The following is a 25,585-nucleotide window of genomic DNA, read 5'->3' on the forward strand; positions in this document are numbered from 1 at the left end:
GCCAGTCGTTTGTTTCGATGACATCGGGTGATCTGAAAGGAAAAATGAATTATCGCGATTGGCCCGTTTCGAGCATCGCAATGCCAGAAGCGACATTTCGCGCGGGGCTGCAACCAACGATGAATCCTGGTGCGTCATTGCTGTCGCACGGCCTTTCATGACCCAGGAAGTAAAGCTGGCTTAACTTCCCCGGCAGGGCTTCCAGAACACCCTACCAGACATGAATCCCCACGCGCGCTACCCGGAAATTGATATTCCTCACGGACAGCCCGCAACGCTCCGCCGCATACTGCCGCCACACGCCCATCCTGGGCCCCTTCGGGATCCGCACATGCGTCGCCATGCCTTGTCGCTCACCGTCGCACTGTTGTCCACCGCCTTCGTGGCCCCGGCCATGGCCGCAGTGCCGTTCTTCAACGCCAGCTGCCCGGGCGGCATCGATGTGCACGCCGACGATGGTGGGCCGGTCTACGTGCAGGGCCGCGAGGCCGCGCTGAAGCGCTTCAACGACCGCTATTTCGAAGCACGCGATGCCAACAGTGGCATCACGCTGTCGATCAGCAGCAACGAGGACGGCACGCCGCAGATCAGCTACACCGGCCGTGGCGGCGCCAATGGCATCTGCCAGGTCAGTGCCAGCGGAACGCCCGCGCCGGCAGAGCATCGCGACCGCCGCCACCACGATGACGACAACGATGCGGCGCTGCCACGCGAGGTGACCTGCGAATCCACCGACCAGCAGCAGGTGTCGTGCGACATGGATACGCGCGGCAACGTGGAGATGGTGCGCCAGCTGAGCCACACCCGCTGCGAACAAGGGCAGAACTGGGGCCTGTCGCGGCACTCGGTATGGGTGAACGGCGGGTGCCGGGCGGTGTTCCGCAATGTGTCCAAAGTGGCGTACAGCGCGCCGGCGGGTGATACCGCGCTGGGCTCCTGCAATATGCGCAAGGGCGCGCAGGGCACGCTGGTGACCCGGATGCCGGTGGGCAGCGATTACCAGGAACTGATCATCGATTATCCCGATGGCCGCTTCCTGTGCATGATGCGCAACAACGGCCAAGTGCAGAGCCTGACGCCGGTTCGTCGCCGCGGCGGTTGAGTTCGCCGTGGGCGGGGGCCTCCGTCAGCCGCCTGATGTTCGCAGCAGCACCCATGGCAGTATCAGGGTGAACACACCAATGACGGTCAGGCCGAACCACAGCGCGGCCACCGTAACGTTGCCGATCAACGCCGCCAACATACGGTCCAGTTCGCTTGTCAGAATCGGATACTCAGCGTGCGCCTTGCGCAGACGCTGCCAACCGAACGCCAAGAACAGCAGAAGCGAGAATGGCGTCAGCAGCAGTGCCGCCTGCATCAGCCAGCCGTTCGGCGACGCATCGATCAAGCTGTTCAACAGAACCGCAAAAAAAGCGATGGGCAGCGCGACGATGAAGAAGCGTGGCCAGGCGGTGTTGATAAAGGGCGACATCACAATCTTCCATGAAAGGCGGCAGGTCCGTGCGGCATCATGCCATGCCGTTTCACTGCTGCACCGCTGCGGCACGCCAGGACGGAGGTCAGCGCAGGTTTACCGGGTCATTGCCCTTCTTGTAGGTGTACCCGGTGACATCCCAGCCGCCGCCATGGCCGGACGAGGGTTCCACCCAGGTGAATTCCCACGTCTGCAGGGAGCCGTCGGGAAGCAGGTTCTCCACCCGGTAGATCTCACCGGGAATGCCCTGCTCCGGCAGCTTGCCGGGAATCGATTCATCCGAGCGTGCAGACGCGCGCCCTACGGAGAACGCGCGCCGTTCCACCTGTACGTCGTCGTAACCCCCAACACGTTCCCGGTCGGCGGCGTAACGATGGGGCCGCGAACCACCGCTATCTTCATTGTGGACTTGACGGAGGTTGCGCTCAGGTTCGGTTGAAACCTGGGACTTACAGCATTCTCCGATTGCACAGGATGTCAGCTGGCGTCGATGATCTGCTTCACGATTGGTCGAAGCACCTTGTACGCGTTCTCACCTTTCAGCTGGTAGAGCTCGGGAGTAGGGTGTGTACAGTCAGACAGCAGCTCTCGCCAATTGGGCGTGGCAAGCAATGCCCAGAATTGGGAAGCCATTGGTATGTTCATCTCGTGGCCCAACTGATCGAGATGCATCACGTAGTACGGCATCCCTGTTTCTCGGGCGGGGTGGCACGATGGATTGGGCTCGTAGATCACCACGGTTTTGCCATGTTCTCTTGCAATACGAACCAGCTCGCCCATCACGCGCTTGTATTCCTGTGGTGATGCGGAGATCTTCCCAGACTCTGGACGGGAGAACAGATAGGCATCGCCAAGCCCAAAGTTCAGAGTCACGATCTGGGCATGGGATTTCGCCATGACAGACTCCCACGACTGGTGAATTCCGTCGGTCCCGTTCAGCGCATCTGAGGATTGAATTCCGCCAATCCCTTCGTTCTTCACAACGACACGATCACCGTACTCTGTCCGCAGCAAACGCTGCAGTGTGTTGGGCTGATTCATCGCGGCGATGATCGTTCCGGAAGGCGTGGCGGTGTAGCCTACGGTCGTGGAGTCGCCATATTCCTCGATGAGGATCTGCTTCGTTGTCGCATCAACCGGAGCCGCAGCATCTGCAGTAGTGACGGGCGCAGAGCAGGCGACAAGGAGGGGCGAAACGGCGGCCAGTCGTGCTAGTCGGAGTATGAAGATCATGGACGGATTCTACCCCTCCCGAATGCCGCTATCGGTACCGATTCGTTCCTGATCGGTCGTCAAGCCACAGGCTGCAGCAGGTCCTCGCGATTGTTCGGGGGCCTGCTTGTCGCGCGCCTGACGCCGATTTGCCGAGATTCCGCGGCGTCGTGCCTGGGGCGGGGCAGGGCAGCGTCCCGCTACTGCTGGTTTACCGGGTCATTTCCCTTCTTGTAGGTGTACCCGGTGACATCCCAGCCGCCGCCATGGCCGGACGAGGGTTCCACCCAGGTGAATTCCCACGTCTGCAGGGAGCCGTCGGGAAGCAGGTTCTCCACCCGGTAGATCTCACCGGGAATGCCCTGCTCCGGCAGCTTGCCGGGAATCGATTCATCCGAGCGTGCAGACGCGCGCCCTACGGAGAACGCACGCCGTTCCACCTGTACGTTGCCGTAGCCCTGTGGGGCGAACGACGGCTTTACCCGCTGCGCCACCCAGTCGAGCACCTGGCGTGCGCTCGCCGTCTGCATGGGATACGCGTCGGTGGTCACCGTATGCGTGATGCGTTGCGAGGAGGCATTGGCAGCTGCCGGAAACAGTCCGCCCAGGGCAATTGCCAGTACCGCAAATCCATTGAGTGCATGTTTCATGCGCGTCGTTCTCCAGGGTTGGGGAAATGAAGCCGCACCGTCCGGGTGCCGACGCAGGGTGGACACAAGGACCGCCGTGGGTAAGAGGCGATGCCGACTCGGGTGTGAAGTGGATCAAGGAAGGGCGGGTTCCTGACCGCTCAGCGCTGGAATGCCTGACGGGGGCGCCTTTGTGCTCGCGGCGATCCGGGCATTGCCCTGCTGCACCGCCGCGAGTGGTGTCACACAGCTCTGGCTAGACTGTGCTTCTTTTTCCCCACCGCAGGAGGCACCCATGGCCCATCCCATCTCCGTATCCCTGATTGGCGTTCCCACCGACGTCGGTGCGGGCCATCGCGGTGCACGGCTGGGGCCGGAGGCGCTGCGCGTGGCGGGCCTGCCGGAGGCGCTGGAAGCGCGTGGTGTGGACGTGCGTGACGTGGGCAATCTGGATGGCCCGCGCAACCCGTGGACCGTGCCGGTGGAAGGCTACCGCCATCTGGATGAAGTGGTGGCGTGGAACCATGCACTGATGGAAGCCAGCTACGCCGAGCTGCAGGCCGGCCGCATGCCCATCATGCTCGGCGGCGACCACTGCCTGGGGATCGGTTCGATCACCGCCGTCGCGCGCTGGTGCCGCGAGCAGGGCAAGACCCTGCGCGTGCTGTGGCTGGATGCGCACTCGGATTTCAACACCAGCGATGTCACCCCGTCGGGCAACATCCACGGCATGCCGGTGGCCTGCCTGTGCGGCCTCGGCCCGGAGGCGCTGACCCACCTGGGCGGCAGCGCACCGGCGATCACCCCGGCGCAGATGCACCAGATCGGCATCCGCTCGGTGGACCCTGAGGAGAAGCGCCTGATCAAGACCCACAAGGTGGATGTGTACGACATGCGCTACATCGATGAGAACGGCATGAAGCGCGCGGTGGAGGCAGCGCTGGCCGGCATCGATGAGAACACCCACCTGCATGTCAGCTTCGATGTGGACTTCCTCGACCCGAGCATCGCACCGGGCGTGGGCACCACGGTGCCGGGTGGGGTGAACTACCGCGAGGCGCAGCTGGTGATGGAGATGATCGCCGACACCGGGCGCATGGGATCGCTGGACATCGTCGAGCTCAACCCCTTGCTGGACAAGCAGAATGCCACCGCCGAACTGGCCGTGGACCTGGTCGAAAGCCTGTTCGGCAAGTCCACCCTGATGCGCGACTGAGGGCCTGGCCTGAACGGATCGCCGATCCGTTCACACCCGCTCCACGCCGCTGCCGCCAGATTGCACTTCACGCGGCGGCGGTGGCAGTGTGCCCTCCCGCCGAGCGACAGAACCCCATCCGCGAATGAAGCGGTGTAGCGGCGAACCCAAGGAGAAGCCCATGAAGCGCGTAGTTGCCCTGATGCTGTTGTCGATGTTCTCGGTGGCCCTGCTGGCCGGTTGCAATACCGTTGCCGGTGCCGGCAAGGACGTGCAGAAGGCCGGTGAAAAAGTTGAGGACGCCGCCAAGGGCAAGTGAGCCCGGCGCGGATTGGAAAGCGAAAAGGCCGGGAATCTTCCCGGCCTTTTTTGTGCGCGCTGTTTGCCGCGTGGCTGTCGAAGCGGAGTGAACCATTCAAGCAGGTGAGCATGTATTTCATTGCCGGTTGACCGGTACTCAACAGCCGCTGCGCGAAGCTGGAGCCACGGTAAGAACGCCGTTGCAACCAAGGACTCCCAGCAATGAACAAAGACATCATTTCCGGCAAGTGGTCGCAGCTGAAGGGCAAGGCCCAGGCCAAGTGGGGCGATCTGACCAACGACGACTTCGATGTGGCCGAAGGCAATGCCGAGTATCTGGCCGGCCGCCTGCAGGAACGTTATGGCTGGGCCAAGGACCGCGCGGAGAAGGAAGTGCGCGAGTTCCAGGACGCGGTGAGCAAGGACTATCCGGACTACAAGTAAGCGCTTCGGTTTCCCCCACAACACGACGCCCGCACCGTGAGGTTGCGGGCGTCGTGTTGTCTGCGCGGGACGATCAGCGCGCCGGCGGGTCCGGCACGTAGCGGTTGGGGAACGCCTGCGGTTCGCGCGGCAGGCGCGAGGGCGAATCCACCAGGATGCCGCGCGCACGCAGGTTGCGGGCGCTGTCGTAGCGCAGCTGCAATACCTGTGCGGGGCTGCGGCTGGCGCGCTCGAAGTCGGTATCGCGCACCGAGGACTGCTCGCGCGCACCGTGGCCGGTACCCAGCGCTGGGGCCTGCGACTTGCTGGCGTAGCCTTCGATGCGGCTGGCTTTGGCACTGGCACTGGCATCGGCCGCCGCTTCGGCCGCCGGGGCCGGCAGCGGCAGGCCACGGCGCAGGATCGGCTCAGGGCGCCAGCGACGTGCCTCTTCGAACACCGCCACGCCCACAACGCCGATGTTGTCCGGGCGGCCGGTGCGGCTGGCATAGCTGCCGCTGGGGCTGCTGAACACGAACTGCGCCACTTCGTCCTGGCTCTTGCGCCAGCCGGTGATGTCGGCGCGCTGGCCGGGGTTGAGCACGTAGCCGGTCTGCGAGGGATCGGCATCCTCGCCGGAGATGGCGTTGACGCCGTCCACCGACAGCACCACCAGCACCCGGCGCGGGCTGTCGTTGTACAGGCGCACGGCGTAGCGGTGGCCGCGCTCGCCGGCCACCCAGCGCTGGCCCTCGGCGGGGTAGCTGCGCAGTTCGGTGCCACGGTCGCGGTCGACCAGGGTCATGCGCACCGGGCCGCCTTCGTAGGCCGGTGGCGGAGGTGGCGCCGGGCGGAAGCCGGCCAGGGGCAGGATCAGCAGCAGGGGCAGCAGGCGTTTCATCGGGCGTCTCCAGCGGGGTTGGGTGAATGAACGCGCCGCAGGCCCTGACGGGGTTGGTGGCGTGCAAGGTAAACTGGCCCCGTTCATCGAAGGTTACCCCACGCAGTCATGACGACCCGAGTCCTTACCGGCATCACCCCCTCCGGCACGCCCCACCTGGGCAACTACGTTGGCGCCATCCGTCCGGCCATCGCCGCCAGCCGCGCGCCGGGGATCGAGAGCTTCTTCTTCCTGGCCGACCTGCACAGCCTGATCAAGTCGCAGGACCCGCAGCGCACCCAGCGCGCGACCCTGGAGATCGCGGCCAGCTGGCTGGCCTGCGGCCTGGACCCGGAGCATGTGTGGTTCTACCGCCAGAGCGACATCCGCGAGACCACCGAGCTGATGTGGTTCCTGACCGCCATCGCCAGCAAGGGCATCCTCAACCGGGCGCACGCCTACAAGGCGGCAGTGGACAAGAACCGCGAGGAAGGCGTGGACGAGGACGCAGGCGTCAGCGCCGGCCTGTTCATGTACCCGGTGCTGATGGCCGCCGACATCCTGATCTTCAAGGCCAACCAGGTACCGGTGGGCCGTGACCAGATCCAGCACATCGAGATGGCGCGCGATTTCGCCCAGCGCTTCAACCACGTGTACGGCAAGGAGTACTTCCCGCTGCCGGACGTGGTGATCGATGAGCAGGTGGCGACGCTGGCCGGCCTGGATGGCCGCAAGATGAGCAAGAGCTACCACAACACCATTCCGCTGTTCGTGCCGCGCGAGGAGCTGAAGAAGCTGGTGTTTTCGATCCTGACCGACTCGCGCGCACCGGGTGAGCCGAAGGACACCGAAGGCTCGGCGCTGTTCCAGATGTACCAGGCGTTCGCCACGCCGGAACAGACCGCGGAATTCGCCAAGGCGTTCGCTGCCGGCATCAGCTGGGGCGACGCCAAGCAGCAGTTGTTCGAGCGCATCGACAGTGAACTGTCGCCGCTGCGCGAGCGCTACAACGCGCTGATGGCCGAGCCGGAGAAGATCGAAGCGCTGCTCAAGCGCCGTGGGCAGCAGCTGCGCGAGCAGTTGGCGGCACCGCTGCTGGAAGAACTGCGCCACGCCGTGGGCCTGCGCGACCTGTCCACGGCGGGCAACATCGCCAGCGAAGATGCCGGCGTGGCCCGCGTGGCGCCGCCGCAGTTCAAGCAGTACCGCGAGAAGGACGGCCGGTTCTACTTCAAGCTGACCGCCGGCGACGGCACGCTGCTGATCCAGAGCGAAGGCTTCGATTCGCCGCGTGATGCCGGCCAGCTGATTGCCGTGATCAAGCAGGCCGAGCAGGGCGACCAGCTGCAGAGCGAGCTGTTCAAGCTGGACGCCGAGGTGGACGCCGTGCTGGCCGCGCTGGCCGTGCTGCGCGAAGCGGCCTGATCGCCGGGCCTGCCTGCCCTTTGTAGAGTCGAGCCATGCTCGACTTTGCTCCGCCCCTGTAGAGCCGAGCCCGTGCTCGGCTGGGTAGCAAAGCAGCCGAGCATGGGCTCGGCTCTACAGGGAAGCCCCCCGCCGGCACGACCGTGGCACAGCAGCCATGGCATGATGTCCACGCGCCGCCGGCGCGATGACATGGAGTCTGCGATGGCCTGGTTGTCGCTGCTGCTGTTCCTGCCCTGGTTCCTGCTGCTGGGCAGCCTGTACTGGCTGTTCCCGCGCCAGCCGCGTAGCGCGCGGCGGCGCCTGTTCGATGGCACCACCCTGGTACTGGCGTTCGCGCTGAGCATCGTGTCGATGCTGTGGGGCTACCGCATCGGCGTGGTGCAACCCGGCGCCGGCCCGATCTGGCCGCAGGTGCTGGCGGTGCTGTACGCCTACGGCGCGTTCCTGGCGGTGCTGGTGCTGGCGTTGCTGCTGCGACCGCGCTGGCTGGACCGGTAGTGCCGGCCGCTGGCCGGCAACTGCATTCAACGGGCTGCGCCGAGGTTTGCCGGCCAGCGGCCGGCACTACCCGACCAAAGCCGCATCGAACCCGGGCCGCCTGCGCGCCTACCATGGGCGTCTGTTCCCGATCCTGCCAGGTGCGTGCCGATGACCGCCGACCCCAGCATCCACACCATCGATACCGGCTTCCAGCGCCCGGACTTCGACGCGGCTTACCTGATCGTTGAAAACGGCCGCGCCGCGTTTGTCGACTGCGGCACCGGCCTGTCGGTGCCGGCGATGCTGCAGGCGCTGGCGGATGCCGGCCTGGGCGTGGAAGCGGTGGACTGGTTGCTGCTCACGCACGTGCACCTGGACCACGCCGGCGGCGCCGGCCTGCTGATGCAGCAGCTGCCCAACGCAAAGGCGGTGCTGCACCCGCGCGGTGCGCCGCACATGATCGACCCGACCCGGCTGATCGCCGGTGCCACGGCGGTGTATGGCGCCGACGAGATCGCGCGCAGCTATGGCCGCATCGAGGCGATTCCGGAGTCGCGCGTGGTGGTGGCCGAAGACGGCCACCGCATCCATCTGGCCGGCCGCGAGCTGGTGCTGCTGCACACGCCGGGTCACGCGCTGCACCATTATTGCGTGTGGGATGCGCGCAGCCGCAGCTGGTTCACCGGCGATACCTTCGGTATCTCCTACCGCGAGCTGGACAGCGCGCAGGGCGCTTTCATCTTCCCGACCTCCTCGCCGGTGCAGTTCGACCCGGAGGCGATGAAGGCCTCGATCCAGCGCATGCTGGGCTACGGCCCGCAGGCGATGTACCTGACCCACTACGGTCGTGTGGAACAGGTGGAGAAACTGGCCGGCGACCTGTTCGAGCAGATCGATGCGATGGCTGCCATTGGCCGCCAGTGCGACGGTCGACCGGACCGCCATCGTTGCCTGTTGGCCGCGTTGCAGGCGCTGTATCTGGAACGTGCACAGCTGCATGGCTGTGCGCTGGACGATGCGGCAGTGACCACCGTGCTGGCGATGGATATCGAGCTCAATGCACAGGGCCTGGCCTGCTGGCTGGATCGCATCAGCAGGTAGATCCACGCCCTGCGTGGATGACGCGGGCCCAAGCCGCGCCGTGATGTCACGACCACGTTACACTCTGGTGACTTCCAAGCTAGCCGTGGTACTGCCGTGAATCCGATGCGCGTGTTGCTGCTGTCGTCCTGCCTGTTCGTCGGTGGCCTTGCCCATGCGGCCAACGACCTGCCGGGTGGCGGCATCGATCCGCAGGCGCTGTCGCGCCATGTGCGCGTTCTGGCGTCGGATGAATTCGAGGGCCGCGCGCCGGCCACCGAGGGTGAAGAGCGCACGGTGCAGTACCTGATCGAGCAGTTCCGCAGCTACGGCCTGCAGCCCGGCGGCGTGGATGGCAGCTGGGTGCAGCCGGTCCCGTTGGTGCGCGCGCAGCTGGACGGCCCGGCCAAGGCCAGCCTGTCGCTGAAGCAGGGCAAGCGTGCGCTGGCCAATGGCGTGGACGTGACCCTGCAGAGCCTGCAGCCGCGCAAGCGCGTGCAGATCAGGAATGCGCCGCTGGTGTTCGTCGGCTATGGCATCGATGCGCCGGAACGCCAGTGGAACGACTACAAGGACGTGGACCTGCACGGCAAGATCGCCGTGGTGCTGATCAACGATGCTGATTTCGAGGCCGATGCGCCGGGCGCATTCGACGGCAAGGCGGTGACCTACTACGGCCGCTGGACCTACAAGTTCGAGGAAGCCGCACGCCGTGGCGCCGAAGGCGTGCTGATCGTGCACGAGACCGCGCCGGCCGCCTACGGCTGGGCCACGGTGAAGAGCTCGGGCACATCGCCGCTGTTCGACATCGAGCGCGGCCAGGACGAGGCGATGGCGCAGCACACGCCGCTGCGTGGCTGGATGCAGCGCGAGCTGGCCGAGGCGATCTTCGCCGACGCCGGCCTGGACTTTGATGCGGAGAAGCGCAAGGCGATGCGCGCCGACTTCCGCCCGGTGGCACTGGACAACGCCAAGCTGAGCGTGGACTTCGCGCTGAAGCGCGAGCAGGTGGTGACCCGCAACGTGGTGGCCAAGCTGCCCGGTGGCGAGCATGGCGACGAGGCGGTGATCTTCTCTGCGCACTGGGATGCCTTCGGTATCGGCCAGCCCGACGCCAAGGGCGACCGCATCCGCCGCGGTGCGATCGACAACGCCACCGGCGTGGCCACGGTGCTGGAACTGGGCCGGGTGTTCGCCGCCGGCCCGCAGCCGCAGCGCACGCTGTACTTCGTGGCGCTGACCGCCGAAGAGAAGGGCCTGCTGGGCGCCAGCTACTACGCCGCGCACCCGCTGGCGCCGCTGGACAAGACCGCCGCGGTGCTGAACATCGAGATGTTCAGCCCGGATGGCCCGACCCGCGACATCGCGTCGTGGGGCAAAGGCCGGGTCTCGCTGGAAGGCGACCTGGAACGCGTGGCCAAGGCCCGTGGCCGCAGCTACAGCCCGGACCCGAACCTGGAAGCGGGCTTCTTCTACCGCGCTGACCACTTCGCCTTCGCCCGCCTGGGCGTGCCGGCAATCACCATCGGCCCGGGCCTGGACAAGCTGGACGGTGGGGTTGAAGCCGGCCGCGCGCTGCGCGAGAAGTACTTCGCCGATTGCTACCACCAGGCCTGCGATGCCTGGACGCCGCGCTGGGACCCGAGCGGCCACGCTGCCGATACCCTGCTGGTCTACGATCTGGGCGCGGAGCTGGCCAACAGCCGCCGCTGGCCGACGTGGGAAAAGGAATCGGAGTTCCGCGGCGCGCGCGACAAGAGCGAAGCGGCCCGCCGCTGAGGTAGTGCCGGCCGCTGGCCGGCAACTGCCTGCTCTTTCAGGAGGTTCATGAGGTTGCCGGCCAGCGGCCGGCACTACCGAAAGAAGGTGGCGTTGCCGGCCAGCGGCCGGCATTACCGAAAGAAGGTGGCGTTGCCGGCCAGCGGCCGGCACGACCGAAAGAATGTGGAGGTGTCGGCCAGCGGGCGGCACGACCGGGTGTTCGTCAGCGCCGGCGCAGCAGCTTCCAGGCGCCCCAGCCGCTGGCGGCTAGCGCTGCCAGATAGCACGCCACCATCGTGCGCAGGCCGACCAGCGATCCGCCGTTGACGCCGCGATGCAGGCGCAGTTGCAGCGAGCTGTGGCCGCTGCCCAGGTCCACTGCCAGCTGCAGCGCCAGTGCGGCGCAGAACAGCAGCAGGGCGATCCCGAAGCCGATGCGTGGCCATGCGGCCTGTGCGCTGGGGCGGCGCAGCAGCCAGGCCAGTGCCGTGGCTGCGGCCAGCGTCACCGCGATCCACATCAGTGGAGGAGCGGGAGACGCAGCGGCCACCGGCATTGCACCGGTGGCCGCGATCAGGGCAACGCGCTTACTTGCGGGTGCCGTCGAGCCAGTTCGGGCCCTTGTTGGTGAGGAAGAACACATAGACCACCAACGATACCGCGATCGTGGCAGTCACGTAGAGGGCGAACCAATCGACGTGGCCGGTCTTCAGCGCGCCCTGGTACAGCAGCGGGGCGGTGCCGCCGAACAGCGAGTTGGCCAGCGCATAGCCCAGGCCCACGCCCAGTGCACGCACATGGGTGGGGAACAGTTCGGCCTTTACCACCGCATTGATGGAGGTGTAGCCGGTGAGGATGACGAAGGCCAGTGCCAGGGTCAGGAAGGCCAGAGTGGCGTCGTGCTGGTGCGGCAGCTGGGTGATCAGGTACCAGCTGTACAGCACGCCGCCGACGCCGAAGAACACCAGCAGGGTCTTGCGGCCGATGATGTCCGACAGCCAGCCACCGACCGGCTGCAGCACCATCAGGAAGGCCAGCACGCCCAGGTTGATCAGGGTGCCGGTCATCGGGTCGTTGCCGGCGAAGGCGCTCTGGATCATCTTCGGGCCGTTCACCGAGTAGGTGTAGAAGGCCACGGTGCCGCCGGCGGTGATCAGGAAGCACAGCAGCAGCGGTCGCCACTGGTGCACGAACAGCTCGTACATCGAACCGGACTTCTGCGCCTTGCCCTCGCGCGCGGCCTCGATGGACGACTCCGACAGCGACTCGTCCATGCCACGGCGCAGCCAGAACACCACCACCGCGGCGATGCCGCCGATGCCGAAGGCGATGCGCCAGCCCCACTCGGAGATTTCCGGCTTGCCCCAGAAGGTCAGCATCAGCAGCAGGGTCAGCTGGGCCAGCACGTGGCCGCCAACCAGGGTGACGTAGTGGAAGGACGACAGGAAGCCGCGGCGGCCGGGAATGGCGGCTTCGGACATGTAGGTGGCGCTGGCGCCGTACTCGCCACCGGTGGCGAAGCCCTGCAGCAGCCGTGCGAACAGCAGGATGACCGCGGCCCAGATGCCGATGCTGGCGGCGGTGGGGGTGATGGCGATCAGGAACGAGCACAGCGCCATCAACGTGACCGAGACGGTCAGCGCCAGGCGGCGGCCATGGCGGTCGGCGAAGCGGCCGAAGAACCAGGCGCCGATCGGGCGCATCAGGAAGGTCGCGGCGAAGATCGCCCACACGTACATCGTGGAGTTCTTGTCGTCGGGCGAGAAGAACTGCGATTCGAAGTACACGGCGAACACCGAGTACACGTAGACGTCGTACCACTCCACCAGGTTGCCGGCGGAGCCTTTGAGGGTGTTGGAGATCGACCGCCGCAGGGCGGCGCGGTCGTTCGCGGGGACAGCAGGTTGGGGCGTGGTGCTCATCTGGGTGGGAATCCTCGATGCGGCGCGTCCGTGCGCAGGGAAAACGGCGCCCGGCCTTGGGGCGGCGCGGCCGGGCAGCCCTCTTGGTACTGCATCGACCGTCAACACGGGGTAGCAGACCAGAGCAGGGTGCATGGATGGATGACAGCGTGCCACCGCATGGGGTCCCGGACCATACTCAAAACGTCCTAGAATCCGCCTTCCCCCGGCTCCCTGGTGTGTCATGTCGGCTCCCCCCTCTTCGTCTGCGGCTGCCCCCCGGGGTGGCCTTGTCGCGCTGGCACTGCTGCTGGTCTATGTGGTCTGGGGCTCGACCTACCTGGGCATCGCCAAGGCCCTGCACGGCGGCGCACTGCCGCTGACGATGGTCTCCGGCAGCCGCTTCATCATTGCCGGCGGCCTGATGTTCCTGGCGCTGCGCCTGTTCTGGAAGCTGCCGAACCCAACCCTGCGGCAATGGCGCAACCTGGTCATCATGGGCGTGACCATGCTGGTGCTGGGCAACGGCATGGTGGTGCTGGCCGAGCGCGAGGTCTCCTCGGGCCTGGCCGCCACCGCGGTGGCCTCGGTGCCGCTGTGGATGGCGCTGTTCTCGGCGCTGCGCGGGCAGCATGCCAGCCGCGGTGAGTGGCTGGGCATCGCCATCGGCTTCCTCGGTGTGGTCTGGCTCAATGCCGGCAGCAGCCTGACCGCCTCGCCGACCGGGCTGGTGCTGCTGCTGATCGCGCCGATCGGCTGGGCCTTCGGTTCGGTGTGGGCACGCGGGCTGGACCTGCCGGGCCCGTTCATGACCGCGGCCGGGCAGATGATCTGCGGTGGCGTGCTGCTGGTGCTGATCGGCCTGGCGGTCGGCGAGCGCCCGAGCACGCTGCCCGATACCGGTGGCCTGCTGGCGATGGCGTACCTGTGCGTGTTCGGCTCCATCGTCGCGTTCACTGCCTACGTGTGGCTGCTGCAGAACGTGCGTCCGGCGCTGGCCGGCAGCTATGCGTACGTCAACCCGGTGATCGCGGTGCTGCTCGGCGCGCTGCTCAACGGTGAACGCTTCGGCTGGCGCGACCTGCTGGCGATGGCGGTGATTCTCCTGGGTGTGGTGGTACTGACGATGGCAAGGACGCGAAAGAGATGAGCATGGACGAGAAAGAACAGCGCCGGGGCCTGCTGGTCACCGCGTCCACCTTCGTGATCTGGGGCCTGGTGCCGGTGTACTGGCACCTGCTCAACGAGGTGCCTTCGTTCCAGATCATCGCCCACCGCATCATCTGGAGCACCGTGCTGGTGCTGGGCTGGCTGCTGATCAGCTCGCGCCTGGGCTGGTGGCAGAAGATCGCCGCGCAGCCGCGCGCGCTGCCGATCCTGCTGGTGTCGAGCCTGACCATCGCCTTCAACTGGGGCCTGTACATCTGGGCGGTCAACGCCGGCCATGTCATCGAGACCAGCCTGGGCTACTTCATCAACCCGCTGGTGAACGTGCTGCTGGGCGTGCTGGTGCTGAAGGAACGCCTGCGCCGCCTGCAATGGGTGGCGGTGGCGATGGCGGCGGTGGGCGTGGCCTGGCTGACCATCGACGCCGGCACACCGCCGTGGATCGCGCTCGGCCTGGCTTGTTCGTTCGGCCTGTATGGGCTGTTGCGCAAGCTGGTCTCGGTCGACCCGGTGGCCGGCCTGGGCGTGGAAAGCATGTACCTGTTCCTGCCGGCGCTGGCCTTCGCGATCTGGGCGGAAAACGGCCATGGCGGTGCGTTCTTCCATGGCTGGGGCTGGCGCAACGACCTGCTGCTGATCTTCGGTGGCGCAGTCACCGCCGTACCGCTGATCGGCTTTGCCTACGGAGTGAAGCGCATTCCGCTGTCGCTGGTCGGCATCCTGCAGTACATCGCACCGAGCCTGCAGCTGCTGCTGGGCGTGTTCTTCTTCCACGAAGCGTTCGATACCGCCAAGGCGATCGGCTTTGCCGCGATCTGGGCCGGCCTGATCCTGTTCGTCGGCGACAACATCCGCACGATGCGCGCCAAGCGCTAGCGCCGGCGGGGCTGCGGGGTCGGATCCCTCCGCAACGCGGAGGGCTCTGACCCTGTTCTATCCGTCGCGGGGGGGGGGCAGAGCCCTTCGCAGGGCGAAGGGATCCGACCCGCTTCCACCCAAAAAAGAACGGCGCCCCGAGGGGCGCCGTTCTGCTTCCGTCCACGGCCAGGAGAGAGGGATGGCCGTGGCGGGAAGGCGGTTGCAGGCTTAGAAGCGCTGCTGGTACTTCATGTACATGAAGCGGCCGATGTCGAAGCCACCGTAGTAGGTGAAGCTGCTGTTCGGCTGGCTGTACATGATCGGACCCTGGTGGTTGAACACGTTGTTCACGCCCAGCGACACGGTGCCATCCCACGGCAGGCTGTAACGCACCTGCAGGTCGTGGAAGGTGTTGGAGCCCACCTTGTTGGTCGGCGACGCGCTGGTGTACGACGAGTTGAAGCCCGGCAGGTTGCACTCATCCATGTACGAGCACTTCTCCTTCATGCTGGAGTAGTAGCGCGCGGTCCAGCCGATGCCGAGGTCGCCATACTGCCAATCCAGGTTGAAGGTGGAGCGCACGCGGAAGTCGCCGGCCCAACCGGTACGCTGTTCCACCGGGGTGGTCGCGGCGCTGTCGTTGCGCTGCTCCAGGTAGTCGGTGTACGTGGTGTTCCAGTTGACGGCGAACTTGCCGAACGCGGTTTCCGGCAGGCGGTAGCGCACGTTGATGTCATAGCCGGCGGTTTCGCGGTAGCCCGCGTTGACCAGCGAGCGGTCCAGCGAGTTGACCTGGCCGTTGCTGCCACGGGTGAAGCGGCCGCAGGCGGCATCCGAACCCTGCACGTAGCACTGTTCCAGGATGTTGGTGGCCGACTCACCGACGATGGCGTTGTCGATGCGGATCTTCCACCAGTCCAGGCTGACGTCCAGGCCCTGCACGAAGTCCGGGCTGTAGACCAGGCCGACGGTCCAGGTCTTGGCGGTTTCCGGCTTCAGGCCTGGGTTGGAACCCGAACTGAAATCGGTGGTGGCCTGCTGGCCGGGCTTGGTGGCCACGCTGCCATCGCTGTTGAGCTGGCGGAAGTTGGCCGGCACCTTCAGCGCCTGGCAGCGGGCAGCGACGGTCGGGCTGGTGGCGGCGGTACCGAAGGAGGTATCGCACGGATCGGTGAACGAGTCGCGGCTGCTGACGGTGCCGCCGTACAGGTCATCCACGGTCGGCGCACGGAAGCCGGTGCCGTAGGTGGCGCGCACCAGCAGGCTGTCGATCGGCTTCCACTTCAGGCCGAACTTGCTGTTGGTGGTCGAACCGAAGTTGTTGTAGTCCGAGTAGCGGCCGGCCATGTCCAGCGACAGTTCGCGGGCGAACGGCAGGTCGGCCAGCAGCGGCACCTGCAGCTCCAGGTAGACCTCGTTGAGCGAGTAGTTGCCGCGGGTCGGCTGGCCGCTGGTGCCGGCGATCTCGCCCTTCTGCACCATCGTGTCTGGAGTGTAGCTGGCTTCTTCGCTGCGGTGCTCGAAGCCCATCGCGGCCAGGATGTCGCCGGCCGGCAGGGTGAACAGCGAGCCGGAGATGTTGCCGCTGGCGACCTTGGTGGTGCTCTGCATCTTGTCGACGAAGCGGGTGAACAGGTAGTCCTGCACGTCCTGGTTGCTCAGCGAGCCGGGGCCGGTGTAACCCATCGGGGCGGCCGGGTTCCACGGCACGCAGCCGGCGATCACCGCGCCCGGCGCACCGCAGCGGGCCACGTTGCCGTCCATGAAGGACGGGCCGACGGCCAGGTTGACGTGCGGCTGGTACATGCTGCCGGTACCGATGCGCTCGCCTTCGTTGCGGTTGTACATGTAGTTGACGTTCCAGTCCCAGTACCGCGAACCGGTTTCGAAGCTGCCTTCCAGACCAATGCTGGCGCGCTTGGTTTCCAGGTTGTTCTCGGTGCCGCGCGGCAGTTCCTCGGTACGGTGCGCGAACAGCGCATCCTGGCCCCACAGGTTGAACGCGCTGTCCTTGGACAGGGCGGCACGGCTGCCATTGCGGGCCTGCGCGGCGCTGACCGAGTACGGGTAACCGGCCAGGTGCTTGGTCGACTCGCGCTTGCTGTACAACGCGTCGGCGACGATGCGCAGGTTGTCGGTGATCGAGAAGCCACCGTTGGCGAACACCGAGGTGCGTTCCAGGCCTGTCAGCAGGCTCATGTTCGACTTGGTGTTGGCACCATCAGCCGGGTCCGGCGCATGGAAGTTGCCGGCCTTGCCCGGGTCGCCGCCCGGGCCCACCGTCAGGTTCTTGCCACCGACGGTGACGTAGCCCCACGGGGTGTTGCCATTGAGGCCATCGTTGGGGTGGCGCGGGCCGTTGGTGTAACGGCTGAACTCGCGGTCCTTGCCCAGCACCTCATCTTCCTTGGTGCGCTCGGCACCCACGCTGAACCAGCCGCGCTCGAAGGTCTTGCCGAAGGTCGCGCTGTAGGCGCGCTTCTGGCCGTCACCCTGGCCGTACTGGCCGACATAGACGCTGGCTTCGCCACCATCGAAATTCTTGCGGGTGATGATGTTGACCACGCCGGCGATGGCATCGGAGCCGTACAGCGCGGAGGCGCCGTCGGTCAGCACTTCCACGCGCTCGACGATGGACGACGGGATCGAGGCCAGGTCGGAGTAACCGCCGGCGCTGACGCCCATGCGGCGGCCGTCGATCAGCACCAGGCTGCGTTCCGGGCCCAGGTTGCGCAGGCTGACGTACATGCCGCCGAAGTCGCGCGAGGAGGTCAGCGACGAGGCGCGGCTCATGCTCGGCGCACCGGCGGCAGGAATGTCCTGCAGGATGTCAGCGACGTTGACGTAGCCCTTCTTCTCGATCTCGGCGCGGTTGAGCGCGACCACCGGCTGTGCGGTTTCGACACTGGCCTGGCGGATGCGCGAGCCGGTGATTTCGATGCGGTCGAGGTTGGTCGGGATATCGCCGGCGCTCTGTGCGAAGGCGGGGGTGGTGCAGCTGGCGGCCAGTGCGATGACGATCGCGTTGCGCAGCGGATTGGTTTTCAGGGACATCCGTGAAATCTCGTGTTTCAGTAAAAACAAGCGCCCGTTCTATGGGCGCGTGGGGTGCTGCAAACCAACGTGGGGGGCGCGATTCTAGAATGTTTCCATTCGTAACTGTTTGTCTCGGCGCCGCTGGACGTGCGCGAAAATGAATCGCAACCAACAATCCACAGATGCGCTGTGCGCAGCGTCACGCGCGCTGCGTTTGCGATAGGCAGAGGCATCGATAGCGGCACGAAGCTGGCACGCTTGAGTGGTTGCGACAACGCGTCGCAGTACGCGCTTGTATGCAGGCGCGCAGCCGTTGTGATGCACCTGCCCGCATGAAATGCTCTTCGCCTTGTCATCGAAGGCAGGAGACGAAGGAATGATCCAGCTTGAAGAAGCACGCCGTCGCGTGGAGGCTGCACTTGCCAGCGACGATGAGCCGGTTGCCATCACGCATGAGCACGAAGTGGTCGAAGGCTGGCTGTTCTGCTTCCAGTCGCTGCGCTACCTGCAATCCGGCGAAATCTCGGATGCATTGGCCGGCAATGGGCCGATCTTCGTCGACCGGCACACAGGCGAGCAGCACGCGCTGGGCACGGCGTATCCGCCCGAGGAGGTCCTTCGCCAGCATCTGGCCGCGCGCGGCCCCGCCGTCTGATGCTGCGGCGGCGGATTTCTGAGTTCGGCAACGTGAAAGGGACGGAGCCTTCGCTCCGTCCCCTTGCGTGATGCGCAGTCCACCGCTGCGCGATGCTCAGGTTTCGCGCAGCGCCGTGGTGATCGGCAAACGTGCCGCGCGCAGTGCCGGGAACAGGCCGCCGACCAGGCCGATGCCCAGTGCCCATTTCAGGCCGGTCCACAGCAGCTCCGGCGACACATGGAACTTGAACACCACTGCGCTGAAGTTGCTGCCGATGGTGGACACGCTGTAGCCATTGAACAGCAGCCACGCCACCGCACAGCCGAGCAGGCCACCGAGCAGCGCCAGCAGCATCGTCTCCAGCATCACCGCCGTCACCACCGGCAGGCCGCGGAAGCCGATCGCACGCATGGTGGCGATTTCGCGGGCGCGCGTGGCGACGGCCGCATACATGGTGTTGAGCGCGCCAAACACCGCACCGACCGCCATGATCGTGCCGATCACCTTGCCAAGGATGTCGATCAACTTGGTCAGCCCGCCGCCCTGCTTGCTGTAGTACACGCGGGTGGTTTCCACGTCCAGTTTCAGGCGCGGGTCGGCGGCGACGGCGGCCTTGAACTGATCGAAGCCTGCCTTGCCCTCGGTGCGCACGCTGATCGACTGCCAGGCGCTGCGCTGGTAGGTGGTGGCCAGCGTATCGGCGTCGGTCCACAGTTCCGAATCATGCGCATCGCCGGTGGCGAACACACCCACCACGGTCCAGGTCTGGTTGCCCAGGGTCAGTGTCCTGCCCACCTCCATGTCGCGGAACTGGCCCTTGGCGCCCTGGCCGACCACGATCTCGCGCAGGCCAGTGGCGAACTTGCGCCCCTCGACGATCCTGACCTTGTCATGCACCGCCCATGCCTGCGGGCCCACGCCGCGGAACTGCGCGTTGACGTCGGTGCCATCGGACTTCGACACCAGGTTGACCACCTGCGACAGCTCCGGCGACAGCAGCGGCCGGCCCTGCGCATCGCGGCTGATGCCGGGCAGGGTGGACAGCATCGGTACCTGCTCGCGGGTGATCACCGAGTTGGTCTCGGCCTGCGAGCCACCGCGCAGCACGATGGCAGTGGTGTCATCGCCGGTGTTGTTGAGCGTGGCCTGGAAGCCTTCGCCCATCGCCAGCATTGCCACCAGCACGCCGACCACGCCGGCGATGCCGACCACGATCACCGAGGACGCGCCCCAGCGCTGCGGCAGGCTGGCCACGCCGATACGGGTGGCGGCCAGCGCCAGTCGCCCCCCGCGGGTCAGCAGAAGCCACAGGGCCACCAGCACGGTCACGGCCAGCACGCCGGTCCACGGCAGGCTGATCCACAGCACCAGGCCGACCGCCAGCAGCAGCACCGTCACGCCGTTGCCCAGCCACTTCTTGAGTTTGCTCTTGAACATGTCTGTGTTCTCCTCAGCGACCGGCCAGTGCGTCGACGATCTTCAGGCGCTTGGCACGCAGCGCCGGCAACAGGCCGACGATGATGCCGATCACCACGATCAGGCCCAGCCCCATCAGCCAGGTTGGCGTCGGCACGTGCGGCGGCAGCATGCCCATGCTCTTCGGGCCGATGGCCGGCAGGATCAGGGCGGCCAGGCCCATGCCGATCAGGCCGCCCAGGCCGATCAGCAGCACCGATTCCACCATCACCAGGGTCAGCACGGTGCTGTCCTTGAAGCCCAGCGTCTTCAGCGTGGCCAGCTCCGGCACGCGCTCGCGCACGGCCTGCGCCATGGTGTTGCCGGTCAACAGCAGCAGGGTGAAGAACACCGCGCCCATGATCGAGGTGACGATCATGCCGATATCCGCGAACTGCTTGACGAAGGCCTGCTGGAACGCCGATTCGGTCTGGGTCTTGGTCTCGTGGTCGGAGTTGGCCGAGATCGCGTCGATCGCCTGCGCCACCCGCGAAGAGTGGTCCGGGTTGTCCAGCGTTACCGTGTACCAGCTCACCTGGTTCTTGATGTAGTCGTTGGATTCATCGAAGTACTTCCAGTTCATCATCAACTGGCGTTCTTCGTTGGCGGCCAGCGCACGGTCCTTGGAACGGTAGATGCCCTTGAGCACCAGCGGCCAGTCGTTGCTGCCGCCACGCGGGAAGATCGTGGCCTGCAGCGGGATGGTGTCGCCGATCTTCCAGCCGAACTGCTTGGCCAGGGTTTCGCCGACGATGGCGCCGGTACGGGTCTGCTTCCAGTCTTCCAGCTGTGCCGGGTCGATCTGCAGCTCGCGGTAGACATCGAAGTAGTTGGGGGACACCGAGAAGTTCGGGAAGAAGTTCTTCGGGTCCTGGTAGATGCCGCCGAACCACATGCCATAGGCCACGTCGCGCACGCCGGCCACCTGCCGCACCTGGGCTTCCAGGCGGATCGGCAGCGACTGGGTGATCGACAGCCGCGATGCGACCACCAGGCGGTTGGCGCCTTCCACGCTGCCGCCGGAGGTGAATGCCACGCGCACCGAATCGAGCATGCCGAACAGCAGGAACGCGGCCACCACGGAGAGCAGGGTCAGCAACGTGCGGGTACGGCTGCGGAACAGCTGCGCCCACACCAACGAGAAGTATTTCATCGCCGTGGCCTCCGTCAGTGGGCCAGCGGCGCGTCGGCCAGCTCGCCCTTGTCCAGGTGCACCGTGTGCGTGGCGTACTCGGCGGCCTTCGGGTCATGGGTGACCATGATGATGGTCTTGCCATGCTCCCGGTTGAGCTGCTGCAGCAGGCCGAGGATCTCCTCGGCGGACTGGCGGTCGAGGTCGCCGGTCGGTTCGTCGCAGATCAGGAAGGTCGGGTCGGAGACGATCGCCCGGGCGATTGCCACGCGCTGCTGCTGGCCGCCGGACAGTTCATTCGGGCGGTGGCTGCGGCGGTCGGCCAGGCCGACCAGGGTCAGCGCGATCTCGGCGTTGCGGCGGCGCTGCGCCGCATTGAGGTGGGTCAGCAGCAGCGGCAGTTCCACGTTCTTCTGCGCGGTCAGCATCGGCATCAGGTTGTAGAACTGGAACACGAAGCCGACGTGGTGGCTGCGCCAGGTCGACAGCTGGCCGCCGCTCATCTGGTCGATGCGCTCGCCCTCGATGCTGATCTCGCCGCCGCTGGGGTTGTCCAGGCCGCCGATCAGGTTGAGCAGGGTGGTCTTGCCCGAGCCGGACGGGCCCATCAGCGCGACGAAGTCGCCGCTGGCGATGTCCAGGTCGATGCCGTGCAGCACCTGCACTTTCTCGGGGCCACGCTGGTAGGTCTTGGTGATGTTGCGCAGTGAAACCAGGGTCGACATGGGTGGTTCTCCACGGAAGGCGGGAAACGGGGAAGCGCCACGGCAGGGGCCGCAGGCGTGCGTCGAGCGGTGCTGCCGGCGGCGCCCGTGGGCGCCAGGCCGCTACTGCGCTTGTTTCTGTTGCACCTTGGCGCCATCGCGCAGGCTGTCCGGCGGGTTCAGCACCACCGATTCACCTGCGCTCACGCCCTTGAGGATCTGGCGGTCCTTGCCCATCGCCTGGCCGGCCTCGACCGTGCGCTGCTGCACGCGGCTTTCGTCACCCAGCACGAAGGCAACCGAGGCGCCCTCGCGCTGGACCACGGCGCCCGCCGGCACGCGCACGCCCTGCGGTTTGGCGGCCGCCTGCGGCTGCGCCTGCTCCAGGAAGCTGACGCGCACGCCCATCTCCGGCACGATGCGCGGGTCCTTCACCTTCAGCGCCACGCGCACCTTCACCGTGGCCTTGCCGCGGTCGGCGGTGGGGATGATGGCGATCACCTCGCCCGGAATCTTCCACTCCGGATAGGCGTTGAGCGTGGCTTCGACCGGCATCTTCGGCTGCACGCGGCCGATGAAGGCCTCGCCGACCTCGACTTCGATCTCCAGCGAGTCCATGTCGACGATGGTGCCGATGCCGGTACGGGTGAACCCACCGCCCGCCGACAGCGGCGAGACGATTTCGCCGGGCTGCGCGGCCTTGGCAGTGACCACGCCGGAGAACGGCGCGCGCACGATGTTGTTGTCCACGCCCAGATCGGCGATGGCCAGCTGGTCGTTGGCCACCTTGACGTTGCGCTGTGCGGTGTCCAGCTGTGCACGCAGGCTGTCACGCTGGGCCACCGCCTGGTCGTACTGCGAGCGCGACACCAGCTGCTGGCCGACCAGTGCCTGCAGGCGGCTGGCTTCAGCGGCCGCCTGCCTCTGCTGCGCTTCCAGCCCGGCCACCTGGCTGCGTGCGGCCTGCAGCTGCGAGGCATACAGGCTGCGCTGCGCGTCGGCATCGATCGGGTCCAGCGTGGCCATGATCTGGCCCTGTTCCACGCGCATGCCTTCCTCGATCATCACCTCGCGCACCTTGCCGGTGATCTTGGCCGATACCGTGGCCATGCGCCGGGCGACCACGTAGCCACTGGCATCGAGCACCGAACTGCTGGCGCTGCCCTGCTGGATGGCCACGGCGGGGGCGGTTTCCACGTCCACTGCCGGCGTACGCCCGAACAGGGCGAAGCCGACAGCGGCCAGCAACAACACGACCACGATGATCGCGATCCACAGCCAGCGGCGGCCACCGCCACTGCCGCCGGAGGCGGGCGGCGGCGATTTGCGGTCGATACGGAGTTCCTTCAACAGCTCGGCAGAAGCGTTCATTCGTTCCATCACAGGCGTTTGGGCGGGTGTGGCCGGAAGGGCGGACGGCGGCGGTTCCGGCGGTGGAGCGTGCGGCACAGCATGCAGGCAGGCACAGCGATGACGGCAGTGACAGCTGTCACCCGATGACACTGACGGCGGCAACTGCGAAACGTGACCACGGCGGCACAGGATGGCAACGTCCCCGCTACCGGTACCGCCCATGGATCCGATCACCCCGTCGCTGGCCCGCCACAGCCGCGCCGCCAAGCGTACCGTGATCCGCGCTCGGTTGCGCCGGTGCCGCCCGGCCGGTGGTGGCGCCTGCGCGCAGGCGGCTGAACTGGCATGATCGGCGGCGATCGTCCCCGCCTGGAACCGCCCGTGCCGTCGACATGGCTTGCCTCGCTGCTGCGCCCCGCGCCGGACTCGGCGGTGGCCGATACGCTGCGCCGGGGAAAATCGCCCTGGAGCGAGGCAGTCCACCTGCTGTGGTCGGTGTGGATCTTCCTGACGCCCTTGCTTGGCCACGGCTTCACCCTGCGCTGGCTGCTGCTGACGCTGGCCAGCTATCCGGTGTTCCTGCTGCTGTACGCCAAGGTGATGGTGGCGCCGCGCCATCACGCTCCGCGCTATGCGCTGGGCCTGATCGCGATGTCGCTGGTGCTGCTGCCCTGGTATCCGTCCGGGCTGACCTACTTCGTGTTCGGCTGCGTGCTGCTGCGGGTGAGCGGACGCGGTGGCTGGTGGCAGTATCTGCTGCAGCTCACTGGCCTGAACCTTCTGTTCTGCAGCCTCGCGCTGCTGTTCCAGTACCCGTGGCAGAGCCTGGTCTGGATCCCGGCCGTGTCCTACATCGTGGGGCTGGTCGTGAACGTGGAAGCGCTCAACCAGCAGAAGGATGCGGCACTGCAGCTGTCGCAGGACGAGGTGCGGCGGCTGGCGGCCACTGCCGAGCGCGAACGCATCGGCCGCGACCTGCATGATCTGCTCGGCCACACCCTGTCGCTGATCACATTGAAGCTGGAGCTGGCGCGCAAGCTGCACGACCGCGGCGACGCGCGCGCGCGGCTGGAGATCGGCGAGGCCGAGGCCATCGCCCGCGAAGCGCTGGCACAGGTGCGCAGCGCGGTTACCGGCATCCGCGCCAGCGACCTGGCCGGTGAGCTGGCATCGGCGCGGCTGCTGCTGGAATGCCAGCAGGTCCACCTTCAATACGCACCACCACCGGCGATGCCGGTGGATGTCGAACGCGGGCTGGCGCTGGTGCTGCGCGAGGCCGCAACCAATATCGTGCGCCATGCACAGGCGACACAGGCACGGGTGGAGTTCATGCTGGAGGGACGCATGCTGGCGATGCAGATCCGCGACGATGGCCGTGGCGGCGTGCAGGCCGAGGGCAACGGGCTGAGCGGCATGCGCGAACGCGTGGCCGCCCTGGGGGGCAGCCTGCAGGTACAGTCCGCAAAGGGCGAGGGCACGCGACTGACCGTGCGCGTGCCACTGGCTGCCGCGACCACACCGTTGCCGCCGGGAGCGCCGCCGTCGCTGGCACAGGACGGTGCCGCATGATCCGCATCCTGCTGGCCGAGGATCAGGCGATGGTGCGCGGTGCACTGTCGGCGTTGCTGGGCCTGGAGCCGGATATCGAGGTGCTGGGCAGCGCCGCCGATGGCGAAACCGCGTGGCGGATGCTGCAGCAGCTGCAACCGGACATCCTGGTCACCGACATCGAGATGCCCGGCCTGTCCGGGCTCGAGCTTGCCCAGCGCATCGCGCGCCACGAGCTGCCGATCAAGGTGGTGATCGTGACCACCTTCGCCCGCGCCGGTTTCCTGCGCCGCGCGCTGGAAGCCGGCGTGCTGGGCTACCTGCTGAAGGATGCACCGGCCGAGAACCTGGCCGATGCCCTGCGCAAGGTGAAACAGGGCATCCGCGCGATCGACCCGCAGCTGGCACTGGATGCGTGGTCGCAGGCCGATCCGCTGACCGACCGCGAGCGCCGCGTACTGCGGCTGGCGGGCGAGGGCCGCACCGCCAGCGAGATCGCCGAGCAGCTGGGGTTGTCGCATGGTACGGTGCGCAATTACCTGTCCGAGTGCATCGGCAAGCTGGGCGTGGCCAACCGGATCGAGGCGTACCGGCTGGCGCGGCAGAAGGGGTGGTTGTAGCGGATCATTTCCGCGCCTGCGGAGAGGTGTCACTTTCTTTGCTCGTGCAAAGAAAGTAACCAAAGAAACACGCCGCCAGAGCGCGAGCCGTCGCTACGCGACGGTTCCCTGCGCTTCTCGGCGAATCAGGGGACGGCGCCGAACTCGCTGCGCTCAGACACCGGCGCCTCTGCGCCCCTGATTCCCCTGCGATGCTCGGCTCGCTCAAGGCGGACCCAAGGTCAAGAACCACAGCTGCACGACGATATTTGGTAGCGCCGGGCCGTGTCCGACGAGTGAAGCGGCCGCTTTCGCCTTTGATCTTGAGTC

At 66.6% G+C, this 25,585-nt stretch carries 26 protein-coding genes; 14 read left to right on the forward strand and 12 right to left on the reverse strand.

Annotation, left to right across the window (positions count from 1 at the left end):
- Positions 1 to 331 precede the first annotated feature (331 nt).
- The gene (locus tag AC5JLE_RS07850) at positions 332 to 1,102 is read left to right on the forward strand and encodes a DUF3011 domain-containing protein (protein ID WP_197557637.1); all 771 of its coding nucleotides are present in this window, start codon (positions 332 to 334) and stop codon (positions 1,100 to 1,102) included.
- 24 nt (positions 1,103 to 1,126) lie between these two features.
- Here the strand turns inward: AC5JLE_RS07850 and AC5JLE_RS07855 are convergent, their stop codons facing one another.
- The 4 genes from AC5JLE_RS07855 to AC5JLE_RS07870 form a co-directional block, all read right to left on the reverse strand.
- A complete protein-coding gene (locus AC5JLE_RS07855) occupies positions 1,127 to 1,474 on the reverse strand; it encodes a hypothetical protein (protein ID WP_197557636.1) in 348 nt (115 codons plus the stop codon).
- 88 nt (positions 1,475 to 1,562) lie between these two features.
- Positions 1,563 to 1,802, reverse strand: a complete 240-nt coding sequence (locus tag AC5JLE_RS07860; RefSeq protein WP_496065182.1) for a hypothetical protein — start codon at positions 1,800 to 1,802, stop codon at positions 1,563 to 1,565.
- Positions 1,803 to 1,954: 152 nt separating this feature from the next.
- Complete coding sequence (locus AC5JLE_RS07865) at positions 1,955 to 2,710, reverse strand: SGNH/GDSL hydrolase family protein (protein ID WP_134967398.1); 756 nt, start codon at positions 2,708 to 2,710, stop codon at positions 1,955 to 1,957.
- A gap of 179 nt (positions 2,711 to 2,889) precedes the next feature.
- Positions 2,890 to 3,339, reverse strand: coding sequence for a hypothetical protein (locus tag AC5JLE_RS07870; protein ID WP_032956250.1), 450 nt, complete (start codon positions 3,337 to 3,339; stop codon positions 2,890 to 2,892).
- A 274-nt stretch (positions 3,340 to 3,613) separates the two neighbouring features.
- On the opposite strand from AC5JLE_RS07870, the gene rocF reads away from it, so the two are divergent.
- The 3 genes from rocF to AC5JLE_RS07885 all read left to right on the forward strand — a co-directional run bounded on the left by rocF (position 3,614) and on the right by AC5JLE_RS07885 (position 5,257).
- A complete protein-coding gene (gene rocF / locus AC5JLE_RS07875; RefSeq protein WP_241884572.1) occupies positions 3,614 to 4,534 on the forward strand; it encodes an arginase in 921 nt (306 codons plus the stop codon).
- 160 nt (positions 4,535 to 4,694) lie between these two features.
- Positions 4,695 to 4,832: an entericidin A/B family lipoprotein gene (locus AC5JLE_RS07880; RefSeq protein ID WP_014035659.1), complete on the forward strand. Its 138-nt coding sequence runs from the start codon at positions 4,695 to 4,697 to the stop codon at positions 4,830 to 4,832.
- Between the two features lie 203 nt (positions 4,833 to 5,035).
- Positions 5,036 to 5,257, forward strand: coding sequence for a CsbD family protein (locus AC5JLE_RS07885; RefSeq protein ID WP_004153772.1), 222 nt, complete (start codon positions 5,036 to 5,038; stop codon positions 5,255 to 5,257).
- A gap of 73 nt (positions 5,258 to 5,330) precedes the next feature.
- Here the strand turns inward: AC5JLE_RS07885 and AC5JLE_RS07890 are convergent, their stop codons facing one another.
- Positions 5,331 to 6,137 (reverse strand): hypothetical protein, encoded by an 807-nt coding sequence (locus AC5JLE_RS07890; RefSeq protein WP_241884571.1) that lies wholly within the window; start codon positions 6,135 to 6,137, stop codon positions 5,331 to 5,333.
- A 108-nt stretch (positions 6,138 to 6,245) separates the two neighbouring features.
- On the opposite strand from AC5JLE_RS07890, the gene AC5JLE_RS07895 reads away from it, so the two are divergent.
- From AC5JLE_RS07895 to AC5JLE_RS07910, 4 genes are all read left to right on the forward strand, one after another.
- Positions 6,246 to 7,541 (forward strand): tryptophan--tRNA ligase, encoded by a 1,296-nt coding sequence (locus AC5JLE_RS07895; protein ID WP_014645631.1) that lies wholly within the window; start codon positions 6,246 to 6,248, stop codon positions 7,539 to 7,541.
- A 204-nt stretch (positions 7,542 to 7,745) separates the two neighbouring features.
- Positions 7,746 to 8,042: a hypothetical protein gene (locus AC5JLE_RS07900; RefSeq protein WP_014645632.1), complete on the forward strand. Its 297-nt coding sequence runs from the start codon at positions 7,746 to 7,748 to the stop codon at positions 8,040 to 8,042.
- A gap of 150 nt (positions 8,043 to 8,192) precedes the next feature.
- Positions 8,193 to 9,125, forward strand: a complete 933-nt coding sequence (locus AC5JLE_RS07905) for an MBL fold metallo-hydrolase (RefSeq protein WP_197562204.1) — start codon at positions 8,193 to 8,195, stop codon at positions 9,123 to 9,125.
- A 105-nt stretch (positions 9,126 to 9,230) separates the two neighbouring features.
- Positions 9,231 to 10,883 (forward strand): M28 family metallopeptidase, encoded by a 1,653-nt coding sequence (locus AC5JLE_RS07910; protein ID WP_014645634.1) that lies wholly within the window; start codon positions 9,231 to 9,233, stop codon positions 10,881 to 10,883.
- 205 nt (positions 10,884 to 11,088) lie between these two features.
- Here the strand turns inward: AC5JLE_RS07910 and AC5JLE_RS07915 are convergent, their stop codons facing one another.
- Entirely contained in the window at positions 11,089 to 11,385 is a 297-nt protein-coding gene (locus AC5JLE_RS07915; RefSeq protein ID WP_014645635.1) for a hypothetical protein, read from the reverse strand.
- Positions 11,386 to 11,452: 67 nt separating this feature from the next.
- Positions 11,453 to 12,787: an MFS transporter gene (locus AC5JLE_RS07920; protein WP_014645636.1), complete on the reverse strand. Its 1,335-nt coding sequence runs from the start codon at positions 12,785 to 12,787 to the stop codon at positions 11,453 to 11,455.
- Between the two features lie 223 nt (positions 12,788 to 13,010).
- Between AC5JLE_RS07920 and yedA the strand changes: the two genes are divergently transcribed.
- Entirely contained in the window at positions 13,011 to 13,916 is a 906-nt protein-coding gene (yedA, locus tag AC5JLE_RS07925; protein WP_049404006.1) for a drug/metabolite exporter YedA, read from the forward strand.
- Positions 13,913 to 14,809 carry an EamA family transporter RarD gene (rarD, locus tag AC5JLE_RS07930; protein ID WP_014645638.1) on the forward strand — a complete coding sequence of 299 codons (897 nt, stop codon included), beginning with the start codon at positions 13,913 to 13,915 and terminating at the stop codon, positions 14,807 to 14,809. The genes yedA and rarD overlap by 4 nt, the downstream gene beginning before the upstream one ends.
- A gap of 210 nt (positions 14,810 to 15,019) precedes the next feature.
- On the opposite strand, the gene AC5JLE_RS07935 is transcribed toward rarD, so the two are convergent.
- Entirely contained in the window at positions 15,020 to 17,845 is a 2,826-nt protein-coding gene (locus tag AC5JLE_RS07935) for a TonB-dependent receptor (RefSeq protein ID WP_496065183.1), read from the reverse strand.
- Positions 17,846 to 18,203: 358 nt separating this feature from the next.
- Here AC5JLE_RS07935 and AC5JLE_RS07940 point away from each other — a divergent pair, with 358 nt between their 5' ends.
- Complete coding sequence (locus tag AC5JLE_RS07940) at positions 18,204 to 18,482, forward strand: YrhB domain-containing protein (RefSeq protein WP_019661820.1); 279 nt, start codon at positions 18,204 to 18,206, stop codon at positions 18,480 to 18,482.
- 96 nt (positions 18,483 to 18,578) lie between these two features.
- Here the strand turns inward: AC5JLE_RS07940 and AC5JLE_RS07945 are convergent, their stop codons facing one another.
- From AC5JLE_RS07945 to AC5JLE_RS07960, 4 genes are all read right to left on the reverse strand, one after another.
- A complete protein-coding gene (locus AC5JLE_RS07945; protein ID WP_032956233.1) occupies positions 18,579 to 19,901 on the reverse strand; it encodes an ABC transporter permease in 1,323 nt (440 codons plus the stop codon).
- Positions 19,902 to 19,914: 13 nt separating this feature from the next.
- The gene (locus AC5JLE_RS07950; protein WP_014035671.1) at positions 19,915 to 21,072 is read right to left on the reverse strand and encodes an ABC transporter permease; all 1,158 of its coding nucleotides are present in this window, start codon (positions 21,070 to 21,072) and stop codon (positions 19,915 to 19,917) included.
- Between the two features lie 14 nt (positions 21,073 to 21,086).
- Positions 21,087 to 21,776 carry an ABC transporter ATP-binding protein gene (locus AC5JLE_RS07955; RefSeq protein ID WP_004137569.1) on the reverse strand — a complete coding sequence of 230 codons (690 nt, stop codon included), beginning with the start codon at positions 21,774 to 21,776 and terminating at the stop codon, positions 21,087 to 21,089.
- Between the two features lie 102 nt (positions 21,777 to 21,878).
- On the reverse strand, positions 21,879 to 23,126 hold the full coding sequence (locus AC5JLE_RS07960) for an efflux RND transporter periplasmic adaptor subunit (RefSeq protein WP_053495704.1): 1,248 nt from the start codon (positions 23,124 to 23,126) through the stop codon (positions 21,879 to 21,881).
- 202 nt (positions 23,127 to 23,328) lie between these two features.
- On the opposite strand from AC5JLE_RS07960, the gene AC5JLE_RS07965 reads away from it, so the two are divergent.
- From AC5JLE_RS07965 to AC5JLE_RS07975, 3 genes are read left to right on the forward strand one after another with little or no spacing between them, the layout of a single operon-like run.
- On the forward strand, positions 23,329 to 23,457 hold the full coding sequence (locus AC5JLE_RS07965; RefSeq protein WP_257473236.1) for a hypothetical protein: 129 nt from the start codon (positions 23,329 to 23,331) through the stop codon (positions 23,455 to 23,457).
- On the forward strand, positions 23,454 to 24,677 hold the full coding sequence (locus AC5JLE_RS07970) for a sensor histidine kinase (RefSeq protein ID WP_032956229.1): 1,224 nt from the start codon (positions 23,454 to 23,456) through the stop codon (positions 24,675 to 24,677). Before AC5JLE_RS07965 ends, AC5JLE_RS07970 begins: the two co-directional genes overlap by 4 nt.
- Positions 24,674 to 25,276 carry a response regulator transcription factor gene (locus AC5JLE_RS07975; protein ID WP_014645643.1) on the forward strand — a complete coding sequence of 201 codons (603 nt, stop codon included), beginning with the start codon at positions 24,674 to 24,676 and terminating at the stop codon, positions 25,274 to 25,276. The genes AC5JLE_RS07970 and AC5JLE_RS07975 overlap by 4 nt, the downstream gene beginning before the upstream one ends.
- The last annotated feature ends 309 nt before the right edge of the window (positions 25,277 to 25,585 follow it).

The sequence above is a fragment of the Stenotrophomonas sp. genome (genome assembly GCF_059505245.1).

What these genes read in the sequence shown, in the direction of transcription:
- AC5JLE_RS07850 (WP_197557637.1), top strand. Translation starts at nt 332, where the DNA reads ATGCGTCGCCATGCCTTGTCGCTCACCGTCGCACTGTTGTCCACCGCC.
- AC5JLE_RS07855 (WP_197557636.1), bottom strand. Translation starts at nt 1,474, where the DNA reads ATGTCGCCCTTTATCAACACCGCCTGGCCACGCTTCTTCATCGTCGCG.
- AC5JLE_RS07865 (WP_134967398.1), bottom strand. Translation starts at nt 2,710, where the DNA reads ATGATCTTCATACTCCGACTAGCACGACTGGCCGCCGTTTCGCCCCTC.
- AC5JLE_RS07870 (WP_032956250.1), bottom strand. Translation starts at nt 3,339, where the DNA reads ATGAAACATGCACTCAATGGATTTGCGGTACTGGCAATTGCCCTGGGC.
- rocF (WP_241884572.1), top strand. Translation starts at nt 3,614, where the DNA reads ATGGCCCATCCCATCTCCGTATCCCTGATTGGCGTTCCCACCGACGTC.
- AC5JLE_RS07880 (WP_014035659.1), top strand. Translation starts at nt 4,695, where the DNA reads ATGAAGCGCGTAGTTGCCCTGATGCTGTTGTCGATGTTCTCGGTGGCC.
- AC5JLE_RS07885 (WP_004153772.1), top strand. Translation starts at nt 5,036, where the DNA reads ATGAACAAAGACATCATTTCCGGCAAGTGGTCGCAGCTGAAGGGCAAG.
- AC5JLE_RS07890 (WP_241884571.1), bottom strand. Translation starts at nt 6,137, where the DNA reads ATGAAACGCCTGCTGCCCCTGCTGCTGATCCTGCCCCTGGCCGGCTTC.
- AC5JLE_RS07895 (WP_014645631.1), top strand. Translation starts at nt 6,246, where the DNA reads ATGACGACCCGAGTCCTTACCGGCATCACCCCCTCCGGCACGCCCCAC.
- AC5JLE_RS07900 (WP_014645632.1), top strand. Translation starts at nt 7,746, where the DNA reads ATGGCCTGGTTGTCGCTGCTGCTGTTCCTGCCCTGGTTCCTGCTGCTG.
- AC5JLE_RS07905 (WP_197562204.1), top strand. Translation starts at nt 8,193, where the DNA reads ATGACCGCCGACCCCAGCATCCACACCATCGATACCGGCTTCCAGCGC.
- AC5JLE_RS07910 (WP_014645634.1), top strand. Translation starts at nt 9,231, where the DNA reads ATGCGCGTGTTGCTGCTGTCGTCCTGCCTGTTCGTCGGTGGCCTTGCC.
- AC5JLE_RS07915 (WP_014645635.1), bottom strand. Translation starts at nt 11,385, where the DNA reads ATGTGGATCGCGGTGACGCTGGCCGCAGCCACGGCACTGGCCTGGCTG.
- AC5JLE_RS07920 (WP_014645636.1), bottom strand. Translation starts at nt 12,787, where the DNA reads ATGAGCACCACGCCCCAACCTGCTGTCCCCGCGAACGACCGCGCCGCC.
- yedA (WP_049404006.1), top strand. Translation starts at nt 13,011, where the DNA reads ATGTCGGCTCCCCCCTCTTCGTCTGCGGCTGCCCCCCGGGGTGGCCTT.
- rarD (WP_014645638.1), top strand. Translation starts at nt 13,913, where the DNA reads ATGAGCATGGACGAGAAAGAACAGCGCCGGGGCCTGCTGGTCACCGCG.
- AC5JLE_RS07935 (WP_496065183.1), bottom strand. Translation starts at nt 17,845, where the DNA reads ATGTCCCTGAAAACCAATCCGCTGCGCAACGCGATCGTCATCGCACTG.
- AC5JLE_RS07940 (WP_019661820.1), top strand. Translation starts at nt 18,204, where the DNA reads ATGATCCAGCTTGAAGAAGCACGCCGTCGCGTGGAGGCTGCACTTGCC.
- AC5JLE_RS07945 (WP_032956233.1), bottom strand. Translation starts at nt 19,901, where the DNA reads ATGTTCAAGAGCAAACTCAAGAAGTGGCTGGGCAACGGCGTGACGGTG.
- AC5JLE_RS07950 (WP_014035671.1), bottom strand. Translation starts at nt 21,072, where the DNA reads ATGAAATACTTCTCGTTGGTGTGGGCGCAGCTGTTCCGCAGCCGTACC.
- AC5JLE_RS07955 (WP_004137569.1), bottom strand. Translation starts at nt 21,776, where the DNA reads ATGTCGACCCTGGTTTCACTGCGCAACATCACCAAGACCTACCAGCGT.
- AC5JLE_RS07960 (WP_053495704.1), bottom strand. Translation starts at nt 23,126, where the DNA reads ATGAACGCTTCTGCCGAGCTGTTGAAGGAACTCCGTATCGACCGCAAA.
- AC5JLE_RS07965 (WP_257473236.1), top strand. Translation starts at nt 23,329, where the DNA reads ATGGATCCGATCACCCCGTCGCTGGCCCGCCACAGCCGCGCCGCCAAG.
- AC5JLE_RS07970 (WP_032956229.1), top strand. Translation starts at nt 23,454, where the DNA reads ATGATCGGCGGCGATCGTCCCCGCCTGGAACCGCCCGTGCCGTCGACA.
- AC5JLE_RS07975 (WP_014645643.1), top strand. Translation starts at nt 24,674, where the DNA reads ATGATCCGCATCCTGCTGGCCGAGGATCAGGCGATGGTGCGCGGTGCA.